General features: G+C 72.7%; 16 protein-coding genes and 1 riboswitch. Of the genes, 2 read left to right on the top strand and 14 right to left on the bottom strand.

The window, feature by feature from the left end; translation table 11 throughout:
- Positions 1–41 precede the first annotated feature (41 nt).
- The 8 genes from G5B46_RS07315 to G5B46_RS07350 form a co-directional block, all read right to left on the bottom strand.
- The gene (locus G5B46_RS07315) at positions 42–530 is read right to left on the bottom strand and encodes a cytochrome c-type biogenesis protein (RefSeq protein WP_346764884.1); all 489 of its coding nucleotides are present in this window, start codon (positions 528–530) and stop codon (positions 42–44) included.
- The gene (locus G5B46_RS07320) at positions 527–2,509 is read right to left on the bottom strand and encodes a heme lyase CcmF/NrfE family subunit (protein WP_165257314.1); all 1,983 of its coding nucleotides are present in this window, start codon (positions 2,507–2,509) and stop codon (positions 527–529) included. Before G5B46_RS07320 ends, G5B46_RS07315 begins: the two co-directional genes overlap by 4 nt.
- Before the next feature lie 160 nt (positions 2,510–2,669).
- Positions 2,670–3,167: a cytochrome c maturation protein CcmE gene (ccmE, locus tag G5B46_RS07325; protein ID WP_165257316.1), complete on the bottom strand. Its 498-nt coding sequence runs from the start codon at positions 3,165–3,167 to the stop codon at positions 2,670–2,672.
- Positions 3,164–4,291: a c-type cytochrome biogenesis protein CcmI gene (gene ccmI / locus G5B46_RS07330; protein WP_165257318.1), complete on the bottom strand. Its 1,128-nt coding sequence runs from the start codon at positions 4,289–4,291 to the stop codon at positions 3,164–3,166. Before ccmI ends, ccmE begins: the two co-directional genes overlap by 4 nt.
- Positions 4,292–4,658: 367 nt before the next feature.
- Complete coding sequence (locus G5B46_RS07335; RefSeq protein WP_165257320.1) at positions 4,659–5,990, bottom strand: hypothetical protein; 1,332 nt, start codon at positions 5,988–5,990, stop codon at positions 4,659–4,661.
- Positions 5,991–6,163: 173 nt separating this feature from the next.
- Positions 6,164–7,558, bottom strand: a complete 1,395-nt coding sequence (locus G5B46_RS07340; RefSeq protein WP_165257599.1) for a sensor histidine kinase — start codon at positions 7,556–7,558, stop codon at positions 6,164–6,166.
- A 16-nt stretch (positions 7,559–7,574) separates the two neighbouring features.
- Positions 7,575–8,252, bottom strand: coding sequence for a response regulator transcription factor (locus G5B46_RS07345; RefSeq protein ID WP_165257322.1), 678 nt, complete (start codon positions 8,250–8,252; stop codon positions 7,575–7,577).
- 17 nt (positions 8,253–8,269) lie between these two features.
- Positions 8,270–8,587 carry a PepSY domain-containing protein gene (locus G5B46_RS07350; RefSeq protein WP_165257324.1) on the bottom strand — a complete coding sequence of 106 codons (318 nt, stop codon included), beginning with the start codon at positions 8,585–8,587 and terminating at the stop codon, positions 8,270–8,272.
- A 157-nt stretch (positions 8,588–8,744) separates the two neighbouring features.
- Positions 8,745–8,960, top strand: a riboswitch (cobalamin riboswitch).
- 115 nt (positions 8,961–9,075) lie between these two features.
- Between G5B46_RS07350 and metE the strand changes: the two genes are divergently transcribed.
- Together metE and G5B46_RS07360 are read left to right on the top strand one after the other, a co-directional pair.
- Positions 9,076–11,412 (top strand): 5-methyltetrahydropteroyltriglutamate--homocysteine S-methyltransferase, encoded by a 2,337-nt coding sequence (gene metE, locus G5B46_RS07355; protein ID WP_165257326.1) that lies wholly within the window; start codon positions 9,076–9,078, stop codon positions 11,410–11,412.
- Positions 11,413–11,521: 109 nt separating this feature from the next.
- Positions 11,522–11,893, top strand: a complete 372-nt coding sequence (locus tag G5B46_RS07360; RefSeq protein ID WP_165257328.1) for a hypothetical protein — start codon at positions 11,522–11,524, stop codon at positions 11,891–11,893.
- Positions 11,894–11,922: 29 nt separating this feature from the next.
- Here G5B46_RS07360 and G5B46_RS07365 read toward each other — a convergent pair whose 3' ends face one another.
- The 6 genes from G5B46_RS07365 to G5B46_RS07390 all read right to left on the bottom strand — a co-directional run bounded on the left by G5B46_RS07365 (position 11,923) and on the right by G5B46_RS07390 (position 18,700).
- Positions 11,923–12,123, bottom strand: coding sequence for a hypothetical protein (locus G5B46_RS07365; protein WP_101718418.1), 201 nt, complete (start codon positions 12,121–12,123; stop codon positions 11,923–11,925).
- 86 nt (positions 12,124–12,209) lie between these two features.
- A complete protein-coding gene (locus G5B46_RS07370; RefSeq protein WP_165257330.1) occupies positions 12,210–13,142 on the bottom strand; it encodes a J domain-containing protein in 933 nt (310 codons plus the stop codon).
- Positions 13,143–13,228: 86 nt separating this feature from the next.
- Positions 13,229–16,969, bottom strand: coding sequence for a glycoside hydrolase/phage tail family protein (locus G5B46_RS07375; RefSeq protein WP_165257332.1), 3,741 nt, complete (start codon positions 16,967–16,969; stop codon positions 13,229–13,231).
- Positions 16,969–17,421, bottom strand: a complete 453-nt coding sequence (locus tag G5B46_RS07380; protein ID WP_165257334.1) for an NlpC/P60 family protein — start codon at positions 17,419–17,421, stop codon at positions 16,969–16,971. Before G5B46_RS07380 ends, G5B46_RS07375 begins: the two co-directional genes overlap by 1 nt.
- On the bottom strand, positions 17,418–18,068 hold the full coding sequence (locus G5B46_RS07385) for a DUF2163 domain-containing protein (protein ID WP_165257336.1): 651 nt from the start codon (positions 18,066–18,068) through the stop codon (positions 17,418–17,420). Before G5B46_RS07385 ends, G5B46_RS07380 begins: the two co-directional genes overlap by 4 nt.
- Positions 18,068–18,700, bottom strand: coding sequence for a DUF2460 domain-containing protein (locus tag G5B46_RS07390; RefSeq protein WP_165257601.1), 633 nt, complete (start codon positions 18,698–18,700; stop codon positions 18,068–18,070). The genes G5B46_RS07385 and G5B46_RS07390 overlap by 1 nt, the downstream gene beginning before the upstream one ends.
- Positions 18,701–18,710: the final 10 nt, after the last annotated feature.

The raw sequence follows: 18,710 nt of genomic DNA on the forward strand, positions 1-18,710 counted from the left end.
ATTATCTTTCCTTCATCCTCGCGGCGTTTCTTGCGGCCTCATCAGGGCGCAATCGTGTCATTCGTCTCCTGGACGTCCGCGAGCAGCCCCTTCAACCGCGCCTCTTCCTCCGCCGACAGCGCCTCCGGCGCCGCTTCGACGCTCGCCCGGCGCCGCAGCAGCGCGACCATCAGCCCCCCGCCGGCCAGCAGAACCGCCAGCGGCGTAAGCCAAAGCACCGCGTTTCCGGGCGAGAACGGCGGCTTCAGCAGCACGAACTCGCCGTAGCGCTCCGTCAGGAACGCACGGATCTCGTCGTCGCTCCGCCCCTGCTTCACTTGGTCGCGCACCAGAAGACGCAGGTCGTGGGCCAGGGCGGCCTCGGAGTCGTCGATGGACTCGTTCTGGCAGACCAGGCACCGCACTTCCTTGAACAGATCGCGCGCCCTGGCTTCCTGGGCGGGATCGGGCAGGCGTTCGGAAGGGTCCGACGCGGCCGCCATGCAGGCCAGCGCGGCCAGAACCATGGCGATGGAGCGAAAGGTCTTCACGCCTGCGCTCCCTTGGCTTTCCGGGCGACGCCCATGCGCAGGCGCCGGTCCGACAGCGAGACCGCCCCGCCCAGGGCCATCACCAGCGGACCCAGGAAGATCAGCCGCACCCACGGATTGACATAGGCCCGCACCAGCCAGGCCGGCTGGCCGTTCGCGCCCGCCCGGCGCTCGCCGATCACCACGTAGAGGTCGTCCAGGCCGCGCGGGCACAGCGCCACCTCCGAGGTCGTCTGGCCGCCGGTGGGGAAGAACCGCCGCTCGGGCTGTGCCGTGCACACCAGCCCCCCGCCCTGCTTCTCGATCCGCACGATCCCGCGTTCGGCCAGGTAGTTGGGGCCTTCCAGCGTGCCGACGTCGGTCAGGGTCAGCACATAGCCGCCCAGTTCGATCCGGCCGCCGACCGACAGCGCCTGGGCGCTTTCCACCCTCCAGGCGGTCTCGAAGCTGGCGCCCAGCACGAAGAGGCCAAGGCCCGCGTGGGCGATCGTCGTGCCCCAGGCGCCGCGCGGCAGGCCGCCGGCCCGGCGGCGCACCTCGGCCCAGGGGACGCGGAAGGCCTTCACCCGCTCAGCCAGCTCGGCCAGCGCCCCGCCGATCAGCCAGAAGCCCAAAACCAGGCCCAGGCTGGCCAGCGCCTTGCGCGGCGTCACCACGGCGTAGGCGACCAGGCCCAGGATCGCGGCGACCAGCAGGGCCAGCCACAGGCGGCGTACGACGAGGCGCGCGTCGCCCCGCTTCCAGGCCAGCAGCGGGCCGGCCGGCAGGATGGCCAGCGCCAGCACCAGAAGCGGCGTGAAGGTCAGGTTGAAGAACGGCGGGCCCACCGACACGGCCTCGCCGTCCATGGCCTCGCGGATCAGCGGATAGAGAGTGCCCAGGAGCACCGTCGCCGTCGCCGCCGACAGGATGATGTTGTTGAGCACGATCGCGCTTTCGCGGCTGACCGGCGCGAACAGGCCGCCGGCGTTCAGGCTGGGCGCGCGGATGGCGAACATCAGGAAGCCGAAGCCGGCCGCGATCCCCATGATGGTCAGCAGCAGCACGCCGCGCGTCGGGTCGACCGCGAAGGCGTGCACGCTGGTCAGCACGCCCGAGCGCACCAGGAACGCCCCGAGCATCGAGAAGCCGAAGGCCGCCAGGGCCAGGAACACCGTCCAGCCCGGCAGGGCGCCGCGCTTTTCCAGCACGATGGCCGAGTGCAGCAAGGCGGCCCCGATCAGCCAGGGCATGAAGCTGGCGTTCTCGACGGGATCCCAGAACCACCAGCCGCCCCAGCCCAACTCGTAATAGGCCCAGAAGGCGCCCAGCGTGATGCCGATGGTCAGCAGGCTCCAGGCGGCCAGGGTCCAGGGCCGAACCCAGCGGGCGAAGGCCGCGTCGACCTTGCCCTCGATCAGGGCGGCGACCGCGAACGAGAACACCACCGAAAAACCGACATAGCCGGCGTAGAGGAACGGCGGGTGCACGGCCAGCGCCCAGTCCTGCAGCAGCGGATTGAGCGAGCGGCCCTCCACCGGCGGATCGGCCAGGCGGGTCAGCGGGTTCGAGGCGAAGACGGTGTAGGCCAGGAACAGCACGCCGAGAGCGCCCTGCACGGCCACGGCCCACGACCGCAGGCGCGGCGGCAGGCGCTCGCCGAACACCGCCACGGCCGCGCCGTAGCCGGTCAGAACCAGGCACCACAGCAGTATCGAGCCCTCGTGGCTGCCCCAGGCGCCGGCCACCTTGTAGAGCAGCGGCTTGGCCGTGTGCGAATTGGCGGCCACGTTGGCCACCGAGAAATCCGAGCCCACGAAGGCGTAGATCAGGGCCGCGAAGGCGCAGGCCAGCGCCGCAAAGGCGCCCAGGGCCGCGCCGCGTCCCGCGCCGGCCAGCACGCCCGAGCGCCGCCACGCCCCGACGGCGGAAAGACCCGTCTGGGCGACCGACAGGGCCAGGGCCAGAACCAGCGCGAAGGCGCCGAACTCGACGATCATCTGATGAGACCTCCCCTTCGCCCCTTGCGGGAGAAGGTGGCCCGCAAAGCGGGTCGGATGAGGGGTCGCGCGGACAGGGGAGCAAAACCCCTCATCCGTCGGCTGGCGCCGCCACCTTCTCCCGCAAGGGGAGAAGGGCCGAACAGGTGATGAGAAGCGTTCAAGGCTTGCTGGCTCCGGGCGCCTCGTAGCTGGGCTTGCCGCTTCCTTCGCCGCGCCACTCGCCCTGCTCCTTGATGGCTTTCGCCACCTCGCGCGGCATGTAGCGCTCGTCGTGCTTGGCCAGCACCTGCTTGGCGACGAACACGCCGCCCTCGTCGAAGGCGCCGGTGGCGACGATCCCCTGCCCCTCGCGGAACAGGTCGGGCAGGTCGCCCTGGTAGCGCACCTGGCTGGTCGCCTTCTGGTCGGCGACGACGAACTCCACCAGGCCGTCGGGATGCTTGACCACGCTGCCCGCCTGCACCAGTCCGCCCAGCTGCACCTTGCGGCCGGCCGGCACCTTGGCCTCCTGGGCCTGGGCGGGGGTGTAGAACAGCGAGATCGAGTCCCGCATGCCGTACAGCGCCAGGCCCACCGCCAGCGCGGCGACCGGCGCGATCGCCAAAAGGATGGTCAGGCGCCGGCGCGCCTTGCGGGACTTGGGAAGCAGGCTCATCGGGCGTTGGACCTGGGGGCGCTCGGGTTCTGGGGAGCCGTGTCGGCGGCCTGGCGCAGGGCGGCCAGCACCCGGGGCTGGTCCTTGAAGCGCTCGGAGGCGTCCTTCAGGGCCGCGTCACGGCGGGCTGCGTCGCCCAGCACCGCGTAGGCCCGCACCAGGCGCACCCAGCCCTCGGGATCGTCGGGCGCGGCGGCCAGGCGCTGGGCCAGGCCCTCGACCATGCCCTGGATCATCTCGGGCGTGACCTCGCCGGCGGCGGCCTGCTGCTGGGCGGCGGTGTCAACCAGGCGCCCGGCCTTGGCCGTGCGGTCGATCTCGGCGGCCAGCACCGGCCGGCGCGGATCCTCGGCCGGCAGATCCGCCAGCACGGCGCGCCAGGCCGACAGGCCCGTCTCGACCCGGCCGTCGGCGATATCGCCCTTGGCCAGGTGATAGCGGGCCGACAGGTTCGCTGGGTCGCGCTTCAGCGCCTCGGTGAAGGCCGTGCGGGCGTCGGCGCCCACCTGGCCTTCCTCGCTGGTGACGAAGGCCTCGCCGAGCGCGGTCCACAGCTCGGCCCGCTGCGGGGCCAGGCGCACGGCCTTGCGCAACGCCTCGGCCGAGCCGACGGCGTCGCCGCTGGCCATGCGGGCGATCGCCAGGTTGCGCTGGAGCTCGACATTGTTCGGCTCGGTCCTGGCGACGTGCTCGAGGATCGCCACGATGCGCGGCGGATCCAGCAGGGCCGCGTCCCCGGCCCGCCACTGCGCCACCCGCTTCTCGAACGGCTGGTCGGGCGCGCCCGGCGCCCCCACGGCGACATAGAGACCCAGCGCCAGCAGCGGCGCGACGGCCGCGGCGGCCACCACCACGCGACGGGGACCCAGCCCCTCCTTGGGCCAGGCCGCGCCCTGGTCGGCGGCGGCCAGCAGGCGACGGGCCGCCTCGGCGCGGGCGGCCTTCAGCTCGCCCTGCGCCAGCAGGCCCCGTTCGGCCAGTTCGTCGATCTCCGACAGCTGGCGGCGGTGCACGGCCAGTGCGGGATCGTCCCCGGCGGACGCGAGACCACGCGCCGCGCCCCGCAGCACCAGGGCGGCGACGGCGGCGGACAGACCCGCGGCTGCGATCCAGAAACCGATCATGAGACCGCTGTTAGCCGGAGAAGCGGCCGCCCGTCAGTGAAAAAACGCTCTTAAGGAAGCAGATTGAGCGAGCGGTCTAGGGATCGCCCGGCCCTAGGGTTCGCACCCAGTTGCAAGCTCCAAGAGATTTGTCATCCCGGCCGAAGGAGCGCGTCAGCGGTCCGTAGAGCCGGGATCTCCAATGTCTGCAGCTTCGGAGCGGTGGGAGATCCCGGCGCTCCGCTTCGCTACGGCCGGGATGACAAGATCATAAGCGATTGAGAATGCTCGATCATGGGGCGGGTCGATCGAGTCCAGACCCTGACCGTCAGCGCCCCGCCTTCGCGGGGATGCACGAGGATGGGGGCCGTCCTGAAACTCTATGGACCTACGCCGCCATCGCGGCGACAGCGCGGCGGCGGACGATCTCGGCGGTCTTCTCGTCGCGGGTATGGACGATGTAGCCGGCGGCGATGTCGAGATAGGCCCGGGCGATCTGGGGGTCGCCCCCCTCGGCCGTGCGGGCCACGTGCAGGCAGTCCTCGATATACTGGTCCAGGCGCTGGTTCAGCTTTTCCAGGGCCTTGGTCCGCGTCGCGCCATAGCCGGCCTGGGCCGCGCAGGGACGCAGGTCCTCGATGAAGGCCAGCGCCGCCGCGGCGCGCCGCACCAGCGTCTCGTCCGGAGCCGCGTCCAGCTTGGGCACGCCCTTGCCGCCGCCCATCTTGCCCATCATCGAGATCGGCCGCGACGGCAGGGCCAGGGCCAGTTCCTTGTCGGCCGCGTTCATCCGCGTCTCGGCCGCCTGGGCCGCCGACTGCTTGAACTTGGCCAGGCGCTTGCCCCACGGGCCGTCCTTGGCCACGTCGACGGCCTGCTCGAATTCGGTCAGCTGGTTGGCGATGCGCTGGGCGCTGGCGGCGGCCTCGCGCCCGGCGCCGGCGCCGCCGGAAAGGTCGAAGCCGCGCACCTGCTCGATGCTGGCCTCGATGTCGGCCAGCATGCGCTCGCCGAAGGCCTTGACCTCGGACGAGGCCAGATAGCGGTCGTTGGGACGGTCCATCACCGCCGAGATCACCCGCAGGATCCGCCAGGGCTCGGGCAGGTGGGCGGCCAGCATCTCGAACATCCGCGGGCCGGCGTCGCTGCTGATGGCGCAGGCGTCGCGATAGGCCAGGCGCGCCGAGGCCGCCCGCTCGCCGTTCATCCGGCTGACCCACTCCGACAGGCGCGGCAGCGCGTTGCGGACGATCACCGACAGATCCAGATAGTCGGCCAGTTCCGCCGCGTCGCAGATCTGGCCCACCGCCTCGAACTCGGGCCGGGTCGGCTGGCGCAGGCCGCGCGCGGCGATCTTGCACAGCTGGTTGAAGACGTCGGGCGCGCCGTTGTCGAGGTCCCAGGGATTGCAGCGCGCCGCGCCCTCGGCGACCTGGCGCGGGGCCTCGGCCTTCAGGGCGATCCACAGCAGGGCCAGCGCCCGGCGCGGAAACTGCGGCAGGTCGGCCCCGCGCGGCTGGCACAGCGGCGCGATGGGCGAAAGGATGGTGTTGCGGACGTAGCGGTCGGCCGTCTCGTCCTCGACGATGGCCCGCACGGTGGCCAGCGCTCCGCCCGTGGCGTTGGCCAGGGCCAGCTCCAGACTGCGCAGAGCCGCATCGGGCGCGGTCTCGACCAGCGTCCTGATGATCTGCAGTTTTTGCGCGGCGAGTGCGGCCATGGATCTCCGCCGGGAACGGGGGGTGTCCTGGCAGCGTCAACCATGTTGCGGACGAGGTTAAAACTTTCCGAAACCGCTGCTTTTTCAACGCAGGAAGGCCGGGCGAATGGTCGCGGGGCCGCAAACTCCACCTGCGCGACAGCGCGCTCGCCGAAAGATGGCGCCCGGTAGCGTTAACCCTCGGCGCGCGGCAGCGACAGCACCACCCGCAGCCCGCCCAGCGGCGAATCGTCCAGCCGCACCGAACCGCCGTAGGCCCGGGCCAGTTCGTCGACGATCGACAGGCCAAGGCCCGTGCCCGGCGTGTGCTCGTCCATGCGCTGGCCGCGCTTGAGCGCATCGGCCCGCTGCTCGGGCGGGATGCCCGGACCGTCGTCGTCGACGATCAGCAGCATCTTGCCCTCGCCGTCGGCCTTGGCCTCGGCGCGGATCTTCGCCTTCGACCACTTGCCGGCGTTTTCCATGACGTTGCCGGCCAGTTCCATGAAGTCCTGCCGCTCGCCCTGGAAGCACAGGTCCTCCGGGCAGCGCCAGTCGATCTCCACGCCCCGGCCGTCGGACTTGTCCTGGAAGATGCGCTCCAGCGTCACGGCCAGTTCGTCGAGGATCGGCTCCACCGGCGTGCGCTCGCCGCTGGTCTGCGAGCGCGCCGCCGCCCGCGCCCGGCGCAGGTGGTGGTCGACCTGCTCGCGCATGGTCTGGGCCTGGCGCTCGACGACGTCGGCCAGCGACCCGCCCTGCTGGCTGGCCTCGGTCAGCATCACCGACAGCGGCGTCTTCAGCGCATGGGCAAGGTTGCCCACGTGGGTGCGCTGGCGCTCGACCACTTCCTGGTTGTGGGCCAGGAGGCCGTTCAGTTCGCCGGCCAGCGGCTCCAGCTCCACCGGATAGGGCCCGGCCAGCCGCTCGGCCTTGCCGCGCCGCACGTCGGCGATCTCGCGGCGCAGGCGGAAGATCGGCTGCAGGCCGAACCGCACCTGCACGACGATGGCCAGGATCAGGCCCGCGCCCAGCAGCAGCAGGGCGAAGATCGTGATCCGGCCGAAACGGTCGGCGTCGGCGTCGATCGGCGAGCGGTCCTCGGCGGCGATGAACACCACCGGATCGGGATAGTTGGGCAGGCGCGCCAGGATCGCCGCCGCCCGCAGCGGCTTGTCCTGCGGGCCGTGCATGTCGAAGTACTGGGTCTTGCCCGGATCGGCGGTCAGCCGGTCGACCTGGGCCGTCGACAGCATCAGGTCGCTGTCGAACAGCGAACGCGAGCGCTCGACGGCCTTCAGCGCGCCGTTCTTCTGGGCGAAGATCGTCCAGTAGCGGCCCGAATAGGCCCGGGTGGCGCGGATGTCGGTCAGGAACGGCGCCTTCAGCACCCCGTCCTCCACCGCCGAGCCGGCGTAGAGGTCGTCGGTCAGCACCGCCAGCGACTGGTCGAACCGGCGGATGGCCGCGTCGCGGAACTGGGCGGTCAGGAAGGCCCCGGCCGCCAGCAGCACGATCAGCGTCCAGATGGCCGCCAGCAGCACCAGCCGCCGGACGAGCGAGCGCTTGCGGAAGTCGAGCAGCATCAGGCGCCGCCGCGCGGGATCACCCGGCCGTCTCGCCTTCCAGCGGGGTCAGCCGATAGCCCAGGCCGCGCACCGTCTCGATGCGGTCGGCGCCCAGCTTCTTGCGCAGGCGGCCGATGAACACCTCGATGGTGTTGCTGTCGCGGTCGAAGTCCTGGTCGTACAGGTGCTCGACCAGCTCGGTGCGGCCGATCACCCGGCCCTGGTGCATCATCATGTAGTGCAGCAGGCGATATTCCAGCGAGGTCAGGCGCAGCGGCTCGCCGTTGACGCTGGCCCGCGCCGCGCGCGGATCCAGGCGCAGGCCGCCGCAGGTCAGGCTGGGCGCGGCGTGGCCGGCCGAGCGCCGCAGCAGCGCCCGCAGGCGCGCCAGCAGTTCCTCGGTGTGGAAGGGCTTGGTCAGGTAGTCGTCGGCGCCCGCGTCGAAGCCGGCGACCTTGTCGCTCCAGTCGCCGCGCGCGGTCAGGATCAGCACCGGCGTGGCGATGTTGCCGCGCCGCCAGCGCTCCAGCACCGACACCCCGTCCACCTTGGGCAGACCCAGGTCGAGGACGACCGCGTCGTAGGGCTCGGTCTCGCCCAGGAACTGGGCCTCCTCGCCGTCGGCGGCGTGGTCGACGGCGTAGCCGGCGTCGGCCAGGGCCAGCTTCAGCTGGCGCGACAGGTCGGGTTCGTCTTCGACGAGCAGGATGCGCATGTTAACCTAGGAACTCCTTAGCCCCCGCTGAGGATCTGGCCGCTCTCGGCGTCGACGATGAAGTCGATGCGTCGGCCGTCGGTCGTCGCCCAGCGGATGCGATAGTTGCGCCCCTCCAGGCCCGCGTCGAGCAGGCGACCGGGGGTGCGGCGCGCGATGCGGTCGATGACCACGCTCAGCGGCACCAGCCGGCCCGACTGAACGCCGCCACGCGCCTGGTCCTGCCGGGCCCGCCAGTCGGCGCCCAGGGAGTCAGGGCCGCGCTGGGCCAGAGCCGCGCCCGGGAGGGCGGCGACGATGGCGGCTGCGGCGAGTATGGCTCGGATCGGCTTCATGGCGTCCGGTTTAGCCGCATGCGGCTGAATGGAGACTGAACGCGGGGTTTATGAACGGTGTGCGACGTCCTGTCACGGGCCAAGGCCACGCTCCGGCGCAATCGGAGATCACATAAAGATATCTTTATGTCCCGATTGACAAAGCGTGCGACCACGGGCTTGATAAGGGTGTCGTGGTCTGCGGGCGTTTCGCGCCCAAAGCTAAGAGGGAAGCCGGTGTGAAACCGGCGCTGCCCCCGCAACTGTAAGCGGCGAGCGGCCGTCCGATACGTGTCACTGGCGCCCCGAACTCGACTCGGTGGGGCGCCGGGAAGGCCAGGACGGCGGCGTTGACCCGCGAGCCAGGAGACCTGCCTCGACAGATAACGTCCTCCGGCGGGGTGCCCGGTCTGGTCGCGAGTTCCAGGCGCGGGTCGGCCATCCCGTTCGCGCGCCTGCGCGCCTGCGCCCCGTCCAGCCTCCGTCACCATCGAGACAGAGGCTAGTAAATGACCGTCACCGTCGCCGCCCTCGGCTTTCCCCGCATCGGCCCCCAGCGCCGCCTGAAGACCGCCCTCGAAGCCCACTGGGCCGGCCGCCTCGAGGCCGCCGACCTGCAGCGCGAGGCCGCCACCCTTCGCGCCCTGGCCTGGCGCCGCCAGGCCCACCTGGGCGTCGACCACGTGCCCAGCAACGACTTCTCGCTCTATGACCATGTGCTCGACACGGCCGTCATGGTCGGCGCGGTTCCCGCCGCCTACGGCTGGACCGGCGGCCCCGTGGACCTGCCGCTCTACTTCGCCATGGCCCGCGGAACGCAAGGCCGCCAGGCCTGCGACCATGGCTGCGCCCACGAGACCGCGGCCACCGGCGTGCCGGCGCTCGAAATGACCAAGTGGTTCGACACCAACTACCACTACCTCGCGCCCGAACTGTCGCCCGGCCAGGCCTTCGCCCTGACCTCGACCAAGGTCGTCGACGACTTCCTCGAGGCCAAGGCGCAAGGAATCTTCACCCGCCCGGTGATCCTTGGCCCCGTCACCTTCCTCAAGCTGGCCAAGTCCAAGGATAAGGACTTCCAGCCCCTGTCGCTGCTTTCCGCCCTACTGCCTGTCTACGCCGAGATCCTGCAGCGCCTGGCCCTGGCCGGCGCCGACTGGGTGCAGATCGACGAGCCGTGCCTGGCGCTCGACCTCACCGACTTCGAGCGCGCCGAGATCCGCCGCGCCTACGGCGCCCTGACCCACGCCGCCCCGCGCATCCGCATCCTGCTGGCCAGCTATTTCGGGACCTACGGCGACAACCTCGCCACCGCCGCCAACCTGCCCGTCGACGGCCTGCACCTGGATCTCGTCCGCGCCCCGCAGGACCTCGACGCCGCCATCGCCCTGGCCCGCGACAGCCTGGTGCTCGAACTCGGCGTCGTCGACGGCCGCAACGTCTGGCGCGCCGACCTGACGGCCATCCTCGACCGGGTCGAGCCGATCGTCGCCGCCCGCGGTCCCGACCGGGTGATCCTGGCGCCGTCCTGCTCGCTGCTGCACACCCCGCTCGACCTCGCCATCGAGACCGATCTCGATCCCGAGGTCAGCCAGTGGCTGGCCTTCGCCGTGCAGAAGCTGGAAGAGCTGGCGATCCTGGCCAAGGCCCTGAACCAGGGCCGCGCCGCCGTTCGCGAAGAACTCGACGCCGCGGGCGCCGCCGTCGCCTCGCGCAAGACCTCGCCGCGCATCCACGACGCCGCCGTCCAGGCCCGCGCCGCCGCCGTCACGGACCGCGATGCGACCCGCGCCACGCCGTTCGAGCAGCGCATCGTGCTGCAGCAGGCAAGGCTTAGCCTGCCGCCCCTGCCGACCACCACCATCGGCTCGTTCCCGCAGACCGCCGCCGTCCGCCAGGCCCGCGCCGCCCACGCCAAGGGCCAGCTGGCCGACGCCGACTACGCCAAGTTCCTGCGCGCCGAGACCGCCCGCGCGGTGGCCTGGCAGCAGGAGATCGGCCTCGACGTGCTGGTCCACGGCGAGTTCGAGCGCAACGACATGGTCCAGTACTTCGGCGAGCGGCTGAACGGTTTCGCCTTCACCAGGCACGCCTGGGTGCAGTCCTACGGCTCGCGCTGCGTGCGTCCGCCGATCCTCTACGGCGACGTCTCGCGCCCGGCGCCGATGACGGTGGAATGGTGGGCTTACGCCCAATCCCTCACCGACAAGCCGATGAAGGGCATGCTGACCGGCCCGGTCACCATCCTGCAGTGGTCGTTCGTGCGCGACGACATCCCGCGCGGGCAGACCTGCCGCCAGATCGCGCTCGCCGTCCGCGACGAGGTCGTCGACCTCGAAGCCGCCGGCGCCGCGATCATCCAGATCGACGAGGCCGCCCTGCGCGAGGGCCTGCCGCTGCGCCGCGGCGACTGGGACGCCTATCTGGCCTGGGCCGTCGATGCCTTCCGCATCGCGGCCAGCGGCGTGCGCGACGAGACCCAGGTCCATACCCACATGTGCTACTCGGAGTTCAACGACATCATCGCCGCCATCGGCGCCATGGACGCCGACGTCATCTCCATCGAGACCGCGCGCTCGAAGATGGAGCTGCTCGACGCCTTCGAGGCCTACGCCTACCCGGCCCAGATCGGCCCGGGCGTCTACGACATCCACGCCCCGCGCAGCCCAGGCTCGGGCGAGATGCTCGACCTGCTGGCCAAGGCCGGCGCGCGCCTGTCGCCGGCCCAGCTGTGGGTCAATCCCGACTGCGGCCTGAAGACCCGCAAATGGGAGGAAGTCGAACCGGCCCTCGCCAACATGGTCGCCGCCGCCAAGGCTGCGCGCGAGCAGCTGGTCGGGGTCTGACGCCCCGGAGGGCGCGCCGCCACGGCGCGCCCTTTGCCTTTTGGCGGCCAGCGCGACCATCTCAGCCGGGGCAGATTGCGTCGCCCCGGTCCCGATGCGATGAGGGCGAATGGGGACGCCGCGAAGCAAGAACGAGCTGTTCGAAAACGCCCGGGCGCGTTGGCCAGAGCAGTTTCTCATCCTCGGGGACCAGCCGGCGACGCCCGCCATCCTGACCCGGCCGCCCACCTTCGAGACCTATGAGGCGATCGAGCAGGCCCTGCCGCCCGAGGACGAGTGGGCCAGTCTGGCCGCCTGGGCGTTTCTCCAATCGCTGTCGGAGCTCGTCCAGAGCAATTGGGAGGCCGGCGTCGGCGTCGTTCGCAGCAACGACGTGTCGTTCCTGCTCTTCGACAGGAACATGACGTCCAACCTCTCCGACAGCAGCTGGACGCAAGAGCGGGAGATCTATTCGCGACTGCCGCTATCGCGGCCGCACTGACGGCGATCGCTATCGCCGGAGCCTAGCTCTCAGGCCGAGATGTCGACCAGCACGCCCGTCAGTTCGCCGGTGGCCTGGGCCAGGGCCGCGCCGGCGGCCTGGGTCGCCTTGGCGTTGGTCTGCGCCACGGCCAGCTGCGTCAGGTCGACGATCGCCGCGGCGGCCTCGCCCGAACCGGCCGGGCGCGGCGGGGCGTAGCGGACGGCGGCGTTGGTTGCGGACACCTGCACGGCGACTTCCCTTCTGGAAACACCGCGCAATCTGGTCGCCAGGTCTTAACCAGACCTGACCAGGCATGGTTAAGAACCGCCCGCCCCTACCGCCGCTTGGGGGTGTAGGGCTTCTGCTCGCGCCAGGCCTGGGCGAACTTCTCCAGGTCCTCGTCGATGGTCTCGGGCAGGGTGACGATCAGGCGGGCGTAGAGATCGCCGCGATGGCCCTTGGCGTCGGCCAGGCCCCGGCCCTTCAGCCGCAGCTTGCTGCCGCTGTTGGCGCCTTTGGGCACGGTGACGTTGACCGGACCGTCGGGCGTGGGGGCCTCGACCTTGCCGCCCAGCACCGCGTCGGGAACGCTGACCGGCAGGTCCATCACCAGGTGCTCGCCTTCCTTGCGGTAGATCGGGTGCGGCTTGACCGCCAGCTCGATCAGAGCATCGCCGTTCCCGCCGCGGCCCGGGCTGCCCTGGCCCTTCAGGCGCAGGGTCTGGCCTTCCTGGGCGCCGGCCGGGATGGTCACGTCGATGGTGCGGCCGTCCGAGAAGGCCACGCGCTTCTTGCCGCCCTTGATCGACTCTTCCAGGTCGATGTCGAGCCGCGCGCGCACGTCCGCGCCCTTGGCCGAGAAGCCGCCGCCGAACCCGCCGCCGCCGCCGCCGGCCCCACGATTGCGGCCCAGGATGTCGCCGAACAGGTCGTTGAGGTCGATCTCCGGCCCCTCGCCGCTGCTCCCGCCGCGCCCGAAGCCGCCCCGGTTGAAGCCGCCGCCGAACGGACCCTGGCCGCCGCCGAAACCGCGCATGGTCTCGCGACCGTCGGCGTCGATCTCGCCGGCGTCGAACTTCTTCTTCTTCTCGGCGTCGCCGAGGATGTCGAAGGCGGCGCTGACCTGCTTGAACTTGTCCTCGGCCTTCTTGTCCCCCGGATTGGTGTCGGGGTGGTATTGCTTGGCCAGCTTGCGGAAAGCCTTGCGGATCTCGTCCGCGCTCGCGCCGCGGGAAACGCCAAGCTCCAGATAGGGGTCGCGCGCCAAGGAAGGCCCTCAAGGAAGTACGGAAATGCCGAAGCCCCTCAATTAGGCGGTTCCGCGCCGGGCGCAAGCCAAATGTTGCATTAATATCACAGCGAGATCGTCGCAGCCGCGCCCCAGCCCCAGTCGGCCGCCCCCTGCGCCACCCTGGCCGACAGCGCGCCCGACGGTCCGCCCGGCAGGTCGGCGGCCCGCATGGCCGCCGTCCAGACGAACGCCCGCGCCGTGGTTTCGGCCGTCCGCACCACCGTCGCCCCGTCCAGGATCTCCACCCGCCAGGCCTCGCCCGTTCCCGCCGCGGGCGCCTCGGCCTCCCAGCCGTCGCCGTCGGCGGCCGAGCGCCGGATCCACGACAGCCGCACATCGCCGCCCGCCGTCCTGGCCCGCAGGTGGGCCGGCGACCAGGGCCGCAGGGCCAGGCCCCGCCAGGCCGCCTCCACCTGGGTCATCGCCGGTCCCGCCGCCGGACCGCCGGCCGGCGCCGCGCGCCACACCAGCGGCAGGCCGCGCTCGGCCGGGGCCGCCTGGGCGCGCGCCAGGGCCGCGTCGACCAGCACCGCCCGCGCCCCGGCCGCGACCATCGCCGCCACGTCCGAGCCCTGCTGCCCGCGCAGCAGGCCGTTCAGCGCCCAGGTCCTGGGCCCGACCATCTCCGCCTGCAGGAACTGCAGAAGCTCCCAGCCGCCTGCCCCCTCCACCGCCAGCAGGTTCTCGCCGGCCAGCACCGCCGCGCGGCTGCGGCTCAGCGGCGTTCCGCCCTCCAGCCGCACCACCAGCCGGCCCGCCCGGTCGATCCGATGCCGCGGCCCCGCCGGCAGGTCCGACAGCGTCGTTCCCACCGTCGCGCAGGTCGTCGCCGTCGCCCGCGCGCGCAAGGCCTCCACCTCGGGTCCGGCGTGCACGTCGAAGGCCCGCCACGGCTCGGCGGCGACCGCGACCAGCGGCCGCGCGTCGGTCTCCGCCCCCGGCAGCGGCGGCAGGTCCAGCACCACCAGCGCCGGCGGCCCCTGGGCCGGACGCGGCGGGGCCGGGCTCCAGTCGATCTCACCGCCGACGCTCGCCCGCGGCAGGATGGGCAGCAGCCGCGCCCTCGGCCGCTCGTCCAGGTCCAGCCGCGCCACGCGCCAGGTCTCGCCCTCGAACGCGACGCGGTCGCCCGCCTCCCAGCGCAACGCCGCCAGCGGCGACAGGTGGACGATCCGCTCGCGCCTCGCCGCGCTCTCGGCGTCCAGCCGCCGCCGCGCGACCGCGTCGGCCTGGGCCGTCGTCAGCACCATCGGCGCCTCCACGTCCAGCACCGGCCCCTGGGCCGCGCCCCGCACGATCAGCCCGCCGGCCTGGTAGTCGCGGGCCAGGTCCAAGAACCGGATCCGCACCGCGCCCGCCGCATCCTCCAGCCGCCGCGCGGCGCTGGCCGGCGCGGACCGATCCTCCGGCCAGGCCAGGTCGTCGCCGACCAGCACGCCCAGCGCCGGGCCCGAGCGCGAGACCAGCCGCACCCGCCCGCCGCGCTCCACCGCGTCCAGCCCGAAGGCCTCGGTCAGCGGCGACAGCGCCTCGCGCAGCCGCATCGGCCGGTCGATCACATAGCCGGCCACGTCGCCCGACGCCTCGCCCGGATCCAGCTCGACCCCGGCCCGCGCCGCCACCGCCGCAACCAGCTCGGCCAGCCCCGCCGCGCCCGCCCGGCCGTTCAGCCAGTGGCCCAGACGCCAGTTCGGCGCGTCGGCCCACACGTCGGCCCGCGCCGGAAAGTCGGGAAACGGCCGGGCGTCCCAGCACCAGGCGCTGGCCTGCTCGATCATCGGCCCGCCATAGACCGGCGAGCGCGGATTGGCGGCCGGGTCGGCCACCATGGCCAGCACCGCCTCCAGCGCCCGTCGCTGGCCAAGCTCGTCGGCGCTTCCGTCCGAGAACGGCGGCAGCGCGCTCTCGGCGCTCTTGGGGTCGACGAACAGGTTGGGGGCGTTGGCGCCCTTGTCGACCGCCCCGCAGCCGAACTCGATCAGCCGGATCGGCTTGGACCGCGGAACCCACGCCGTCGGGTCGGCCTGCCGCACGCCGCCCGGGCGGTCGTGGTGCGGGTTGCTCCACCACGACAGAAGGTCCTTGGGCCGGAACACCCACGGCTCGCCGTGCGCTCCGTCGGTGATCGGCGTGCGCGCCTGCGCGGCTCGGTCCTCGGGCGAGGCGTAGAACCAGTCGAAGCCCTCGCCGCCGGTCAGGCCCTGGCGCAGATAAGCCCGATCATGCGGCCCGCCCCACCCGGCCAGGGCGTCCGCGTGGTCCTCGCCGTCCCGCCAGTCGGTGATCGGCGGATAGTAGTCGATCCCCACGAAGTCGATGTCGACGTCGGCCCACAGCGGGTCGAGATGGAAGCGCACGTCGCCCGAACCGTCGGCGGGCTGCGAGCCGAAATACTCGCTCCAGTCGGCGGCGTAGCCGATCTTCGTCTCCGGCCCGACCACCGCCCGCACCTGGCCGGCCAGCGCCCTCAGCGCCGCCACGGCCGGAAAGCCCGCCGCGTCGCGCACGCGGGTCAGCCCGACCAGCTCCGAGCCGATCAGGAAGCCGTCCACCCCGCCCGCCCGCGCGGCCAGGTCGGCATAGTGCCGCACGAAGCGGGCATAGCCCCGCTCGCCATCGAAGAACGCCGCCGCCTGCGCGGCGGCCGCGCCGGTGCCGTGCGGCGATCCCGCCCGTCCCGGGGCCGGATGGCAGGTGATCCGCCCGCGCCAGGGATAGGCGGCCTGCTCGGTCCCGCCGTGCGGATCGGGCAGGCCGTTGCCCGCCGGCACGTCCATCAGCACGAACGGATAGAGCGTCACCGAAAGACCCCGCCGCTTCAGTTCGGCGATCGCCTGCGCCACCGCCTCGTCGGACGGCGTGCCGCCATAGGCCACGCCGCCCGCGTGGCTGGAGATCAGCCGCGCCTGCCCGCGATCCAGCCCCGCCACCCGCCAGGCCAGCGGCTCGGTCGGCTTGTCGCGCGCCTCGACGCCCGGCGCGATCTCGCACGCGCCGCAGCGCAGGTCGGTCCCGAACCAGCTGACCACCAGGTTCACGTGCCTCACGTTCGGCAGCTGCGCCTGCAGCTGGTCGAGGCTGACCAGCAGGTCGGCCCGCCCCTCGGCGTTGTTCTGGTTCTCGGCGCTGGTGCGGATCAGCCCCTCGCGCCTCAGCACCACCTGGCTCGCCAGCACGAACTCGCCCGCCCCGGGGATCAGGCACACGCTTTCCAGCCGGTCCTCCAGCCCCGTGCCGTCGCCGCCCGGCCGGCGCAGCACCTCGAACGACAGCTGCGGCGGCCGCGCCCCATAGGCGTCCAGCGCCAGGTCCTCGAACACCACATAGGCCACGCCGCGATAGGCCGGCGCCTCGCCGCCCTCGACGGCCGCGATCAGCGGGTCGGGCGCCTGGTCCTCAGTGCCGCGATGCAGCCGCATGGCCACCCCGGTCATGTCCATGACCTTGCCGTCGGCCCACACCCGGCCGATCCCGTCGACCGGGCCCTCGCCCAGCGCCACGGCGAACGACAGGCTGTAGCCATAGGTGCGCACCCGGCCGCCCTTGCCGCCGCTCTCGCGCCGGTGCTCGGTGAAGCGCGCCGCCCAGATCACCTGGCCGCTCACCCGCGCCCGGCCGAACACGCACGGCATGGGCGCCCCCTCGGCCGCGCCGTTCAGGCGCAGTTCGGCGATGCGCGGCCCCGAACGCGCCGGCGCCAGGCCCGCCATCAGGCCCGCGTCGACCGCCGCCGCCGCCGTGGCGGCGATGGCGCTCAGCACGCCCTGGCCCGACCCGGCCGCCTGCAGGATCATCTGCGCCATCAGTCTTGCTCCGGAAACGAGAAGGCGGCGACCAGCCGCGTGCGCCACCAGGGTCCCAGCCAGCTTTCGACGCAGGCCCGCCCCCAGTAGGCGTGGATCATCCGCGCCCCCGCCGGACCTTGCTCCGACAGGATCGCGCAGTGCTTGGCCGCCGCGCCCGCGGCCATGCGGAAGACCAGCACGTCGCCGGGCGCGGCCTGGCGCGGCGCGAGCGCGACCAGCGCCCGGCCAAGGCCCTCCAGCAGCGGCTCGCCCGCGCCCAGCTCGGCCCAGTCCGGGCGATAGGGCGGCAGGGGCTCGCGCTCGGGGCCGTGCAGCGCCCGCCAGACCCCGCGCACCAGGCCCAGGCAGTCGCAGCCCACGCCCTTCAGGCTGGCCTGGTGCTGATAGGGCGTGCCCAGCCAGGCCCGCGCCTCGGCCAGGACCTCGCCCCGGCGCGACCCGGCCCTCATCGCCGGCCCCCGTCGTGGATCTCGCCCTCGCCGGGATAGAGGGTCAGGAAGTCCTCGCCCGGCAGGCTGGGAAAGCCCCGGAAGTTGGCGCCGTTGGAAAACACCGTCCGGCAGGTCGCCCACCGCCGGTCGCAGGTCGCGCCGGGATGGGCCGCAAGATCGACGCCGCAGCGCGCGTCGCCCAGGGTCGCATCGCAGGTCCTGGCGTAGGTCCGCCCCGCCACCCGCTCCAGCGCCTGGGCCGGCCCCTCCAGCTCGGCGGTGAAGGCCCGGCCGGTCCACGACACCCGCGCCACCCGCGCCCGCCACAGTTCGACGGAAAGGTCGGGCGCGCGCCAGTCCACCCGCAGGCAGACCACCTGCGCGCCGTCGTGCAGCCCCGCCTCGATGTCGGCCGCCGTGATCGCCGCGTCGTCCAGCGCGCCCAGCGCCGCCGCCAGCCCCGGGCCGCCTCCCGCCTCGCTCTCCACCGCCCCCGCCGTCCAGCCGCTGGCCGCCCGGCAGGTCACGCCATCGACCGCCAGGTCGCGGTCGTGGTCGGTGAAGCCCAGCGCCAGGCCGTCGGCCCGGGTCAGGATCCAGGCGTGGCACAGGCCGGCCGCCCCGCCTTCGATACGCGCCGCCAGCGCCGCCTCGACCGCGCGCATCAGGCCCGCACCTCGACCAGCGGCACGGCCCCCACCCGTGCCGCGCCGAACCCCTCCAGGGTCACGTCGATCCGGTCGAGGTCGAAGCGCACCGGCGTGTCGAACAGGAAGCCCGCGCTCACCGGCGCCCCCGCCGCCGGCGCGGCGGCCAGGGTCACCAGGCCGCTGGCGGCGTCGACGGAAAAGGCCCCGGCCGCCTGCTCCACCCCGGCCACGGCCACCCGCACGCTGCCCGCCTGCGGCTTGACGATCGGCCGCGACACGGCCGTCTCGCCGTCGCCATAGGCCTTGGCCAGGGCGAAGGTCCGCAGCGTCCCGTCGCCCACGCCCAGCGCCTGGTCGCCCGGGGCCGGGGTCAGCGACGGCGCGCACGACTTGAAGTCGGCCGGGTCGCGGAACCGGAAGCCGTGCAGCCGCCCCCGCCGCGCCTCGAAGAACGCCACCAGCTCGGCCGCCTCGTCCAGGCTGCGCGTCGCCGTGCCCACCAGATAGCGCCGCCGACCGTGCGCCCACGGGCTGGACCGGTGCTCGAACCCCGAGGCCAGGCCGACGATCTCGGTCCGGCGCTCGATCCCGCTCGTCCCGCCGAAGGCCAGGCGCACGGGCAGCCGCACCTCGTGAAAGGCGCTCATCGCCAAGCTC

Source organism: Caulobacter sp. 602-2 (assembly GCF_011043625.1).
Classification (GTDB): domain Bacteria; phylum Pseudomonadota; class Alphaproteobacteria; order Caulobacterales; family Caulobacteraceae; genus Caulobacter.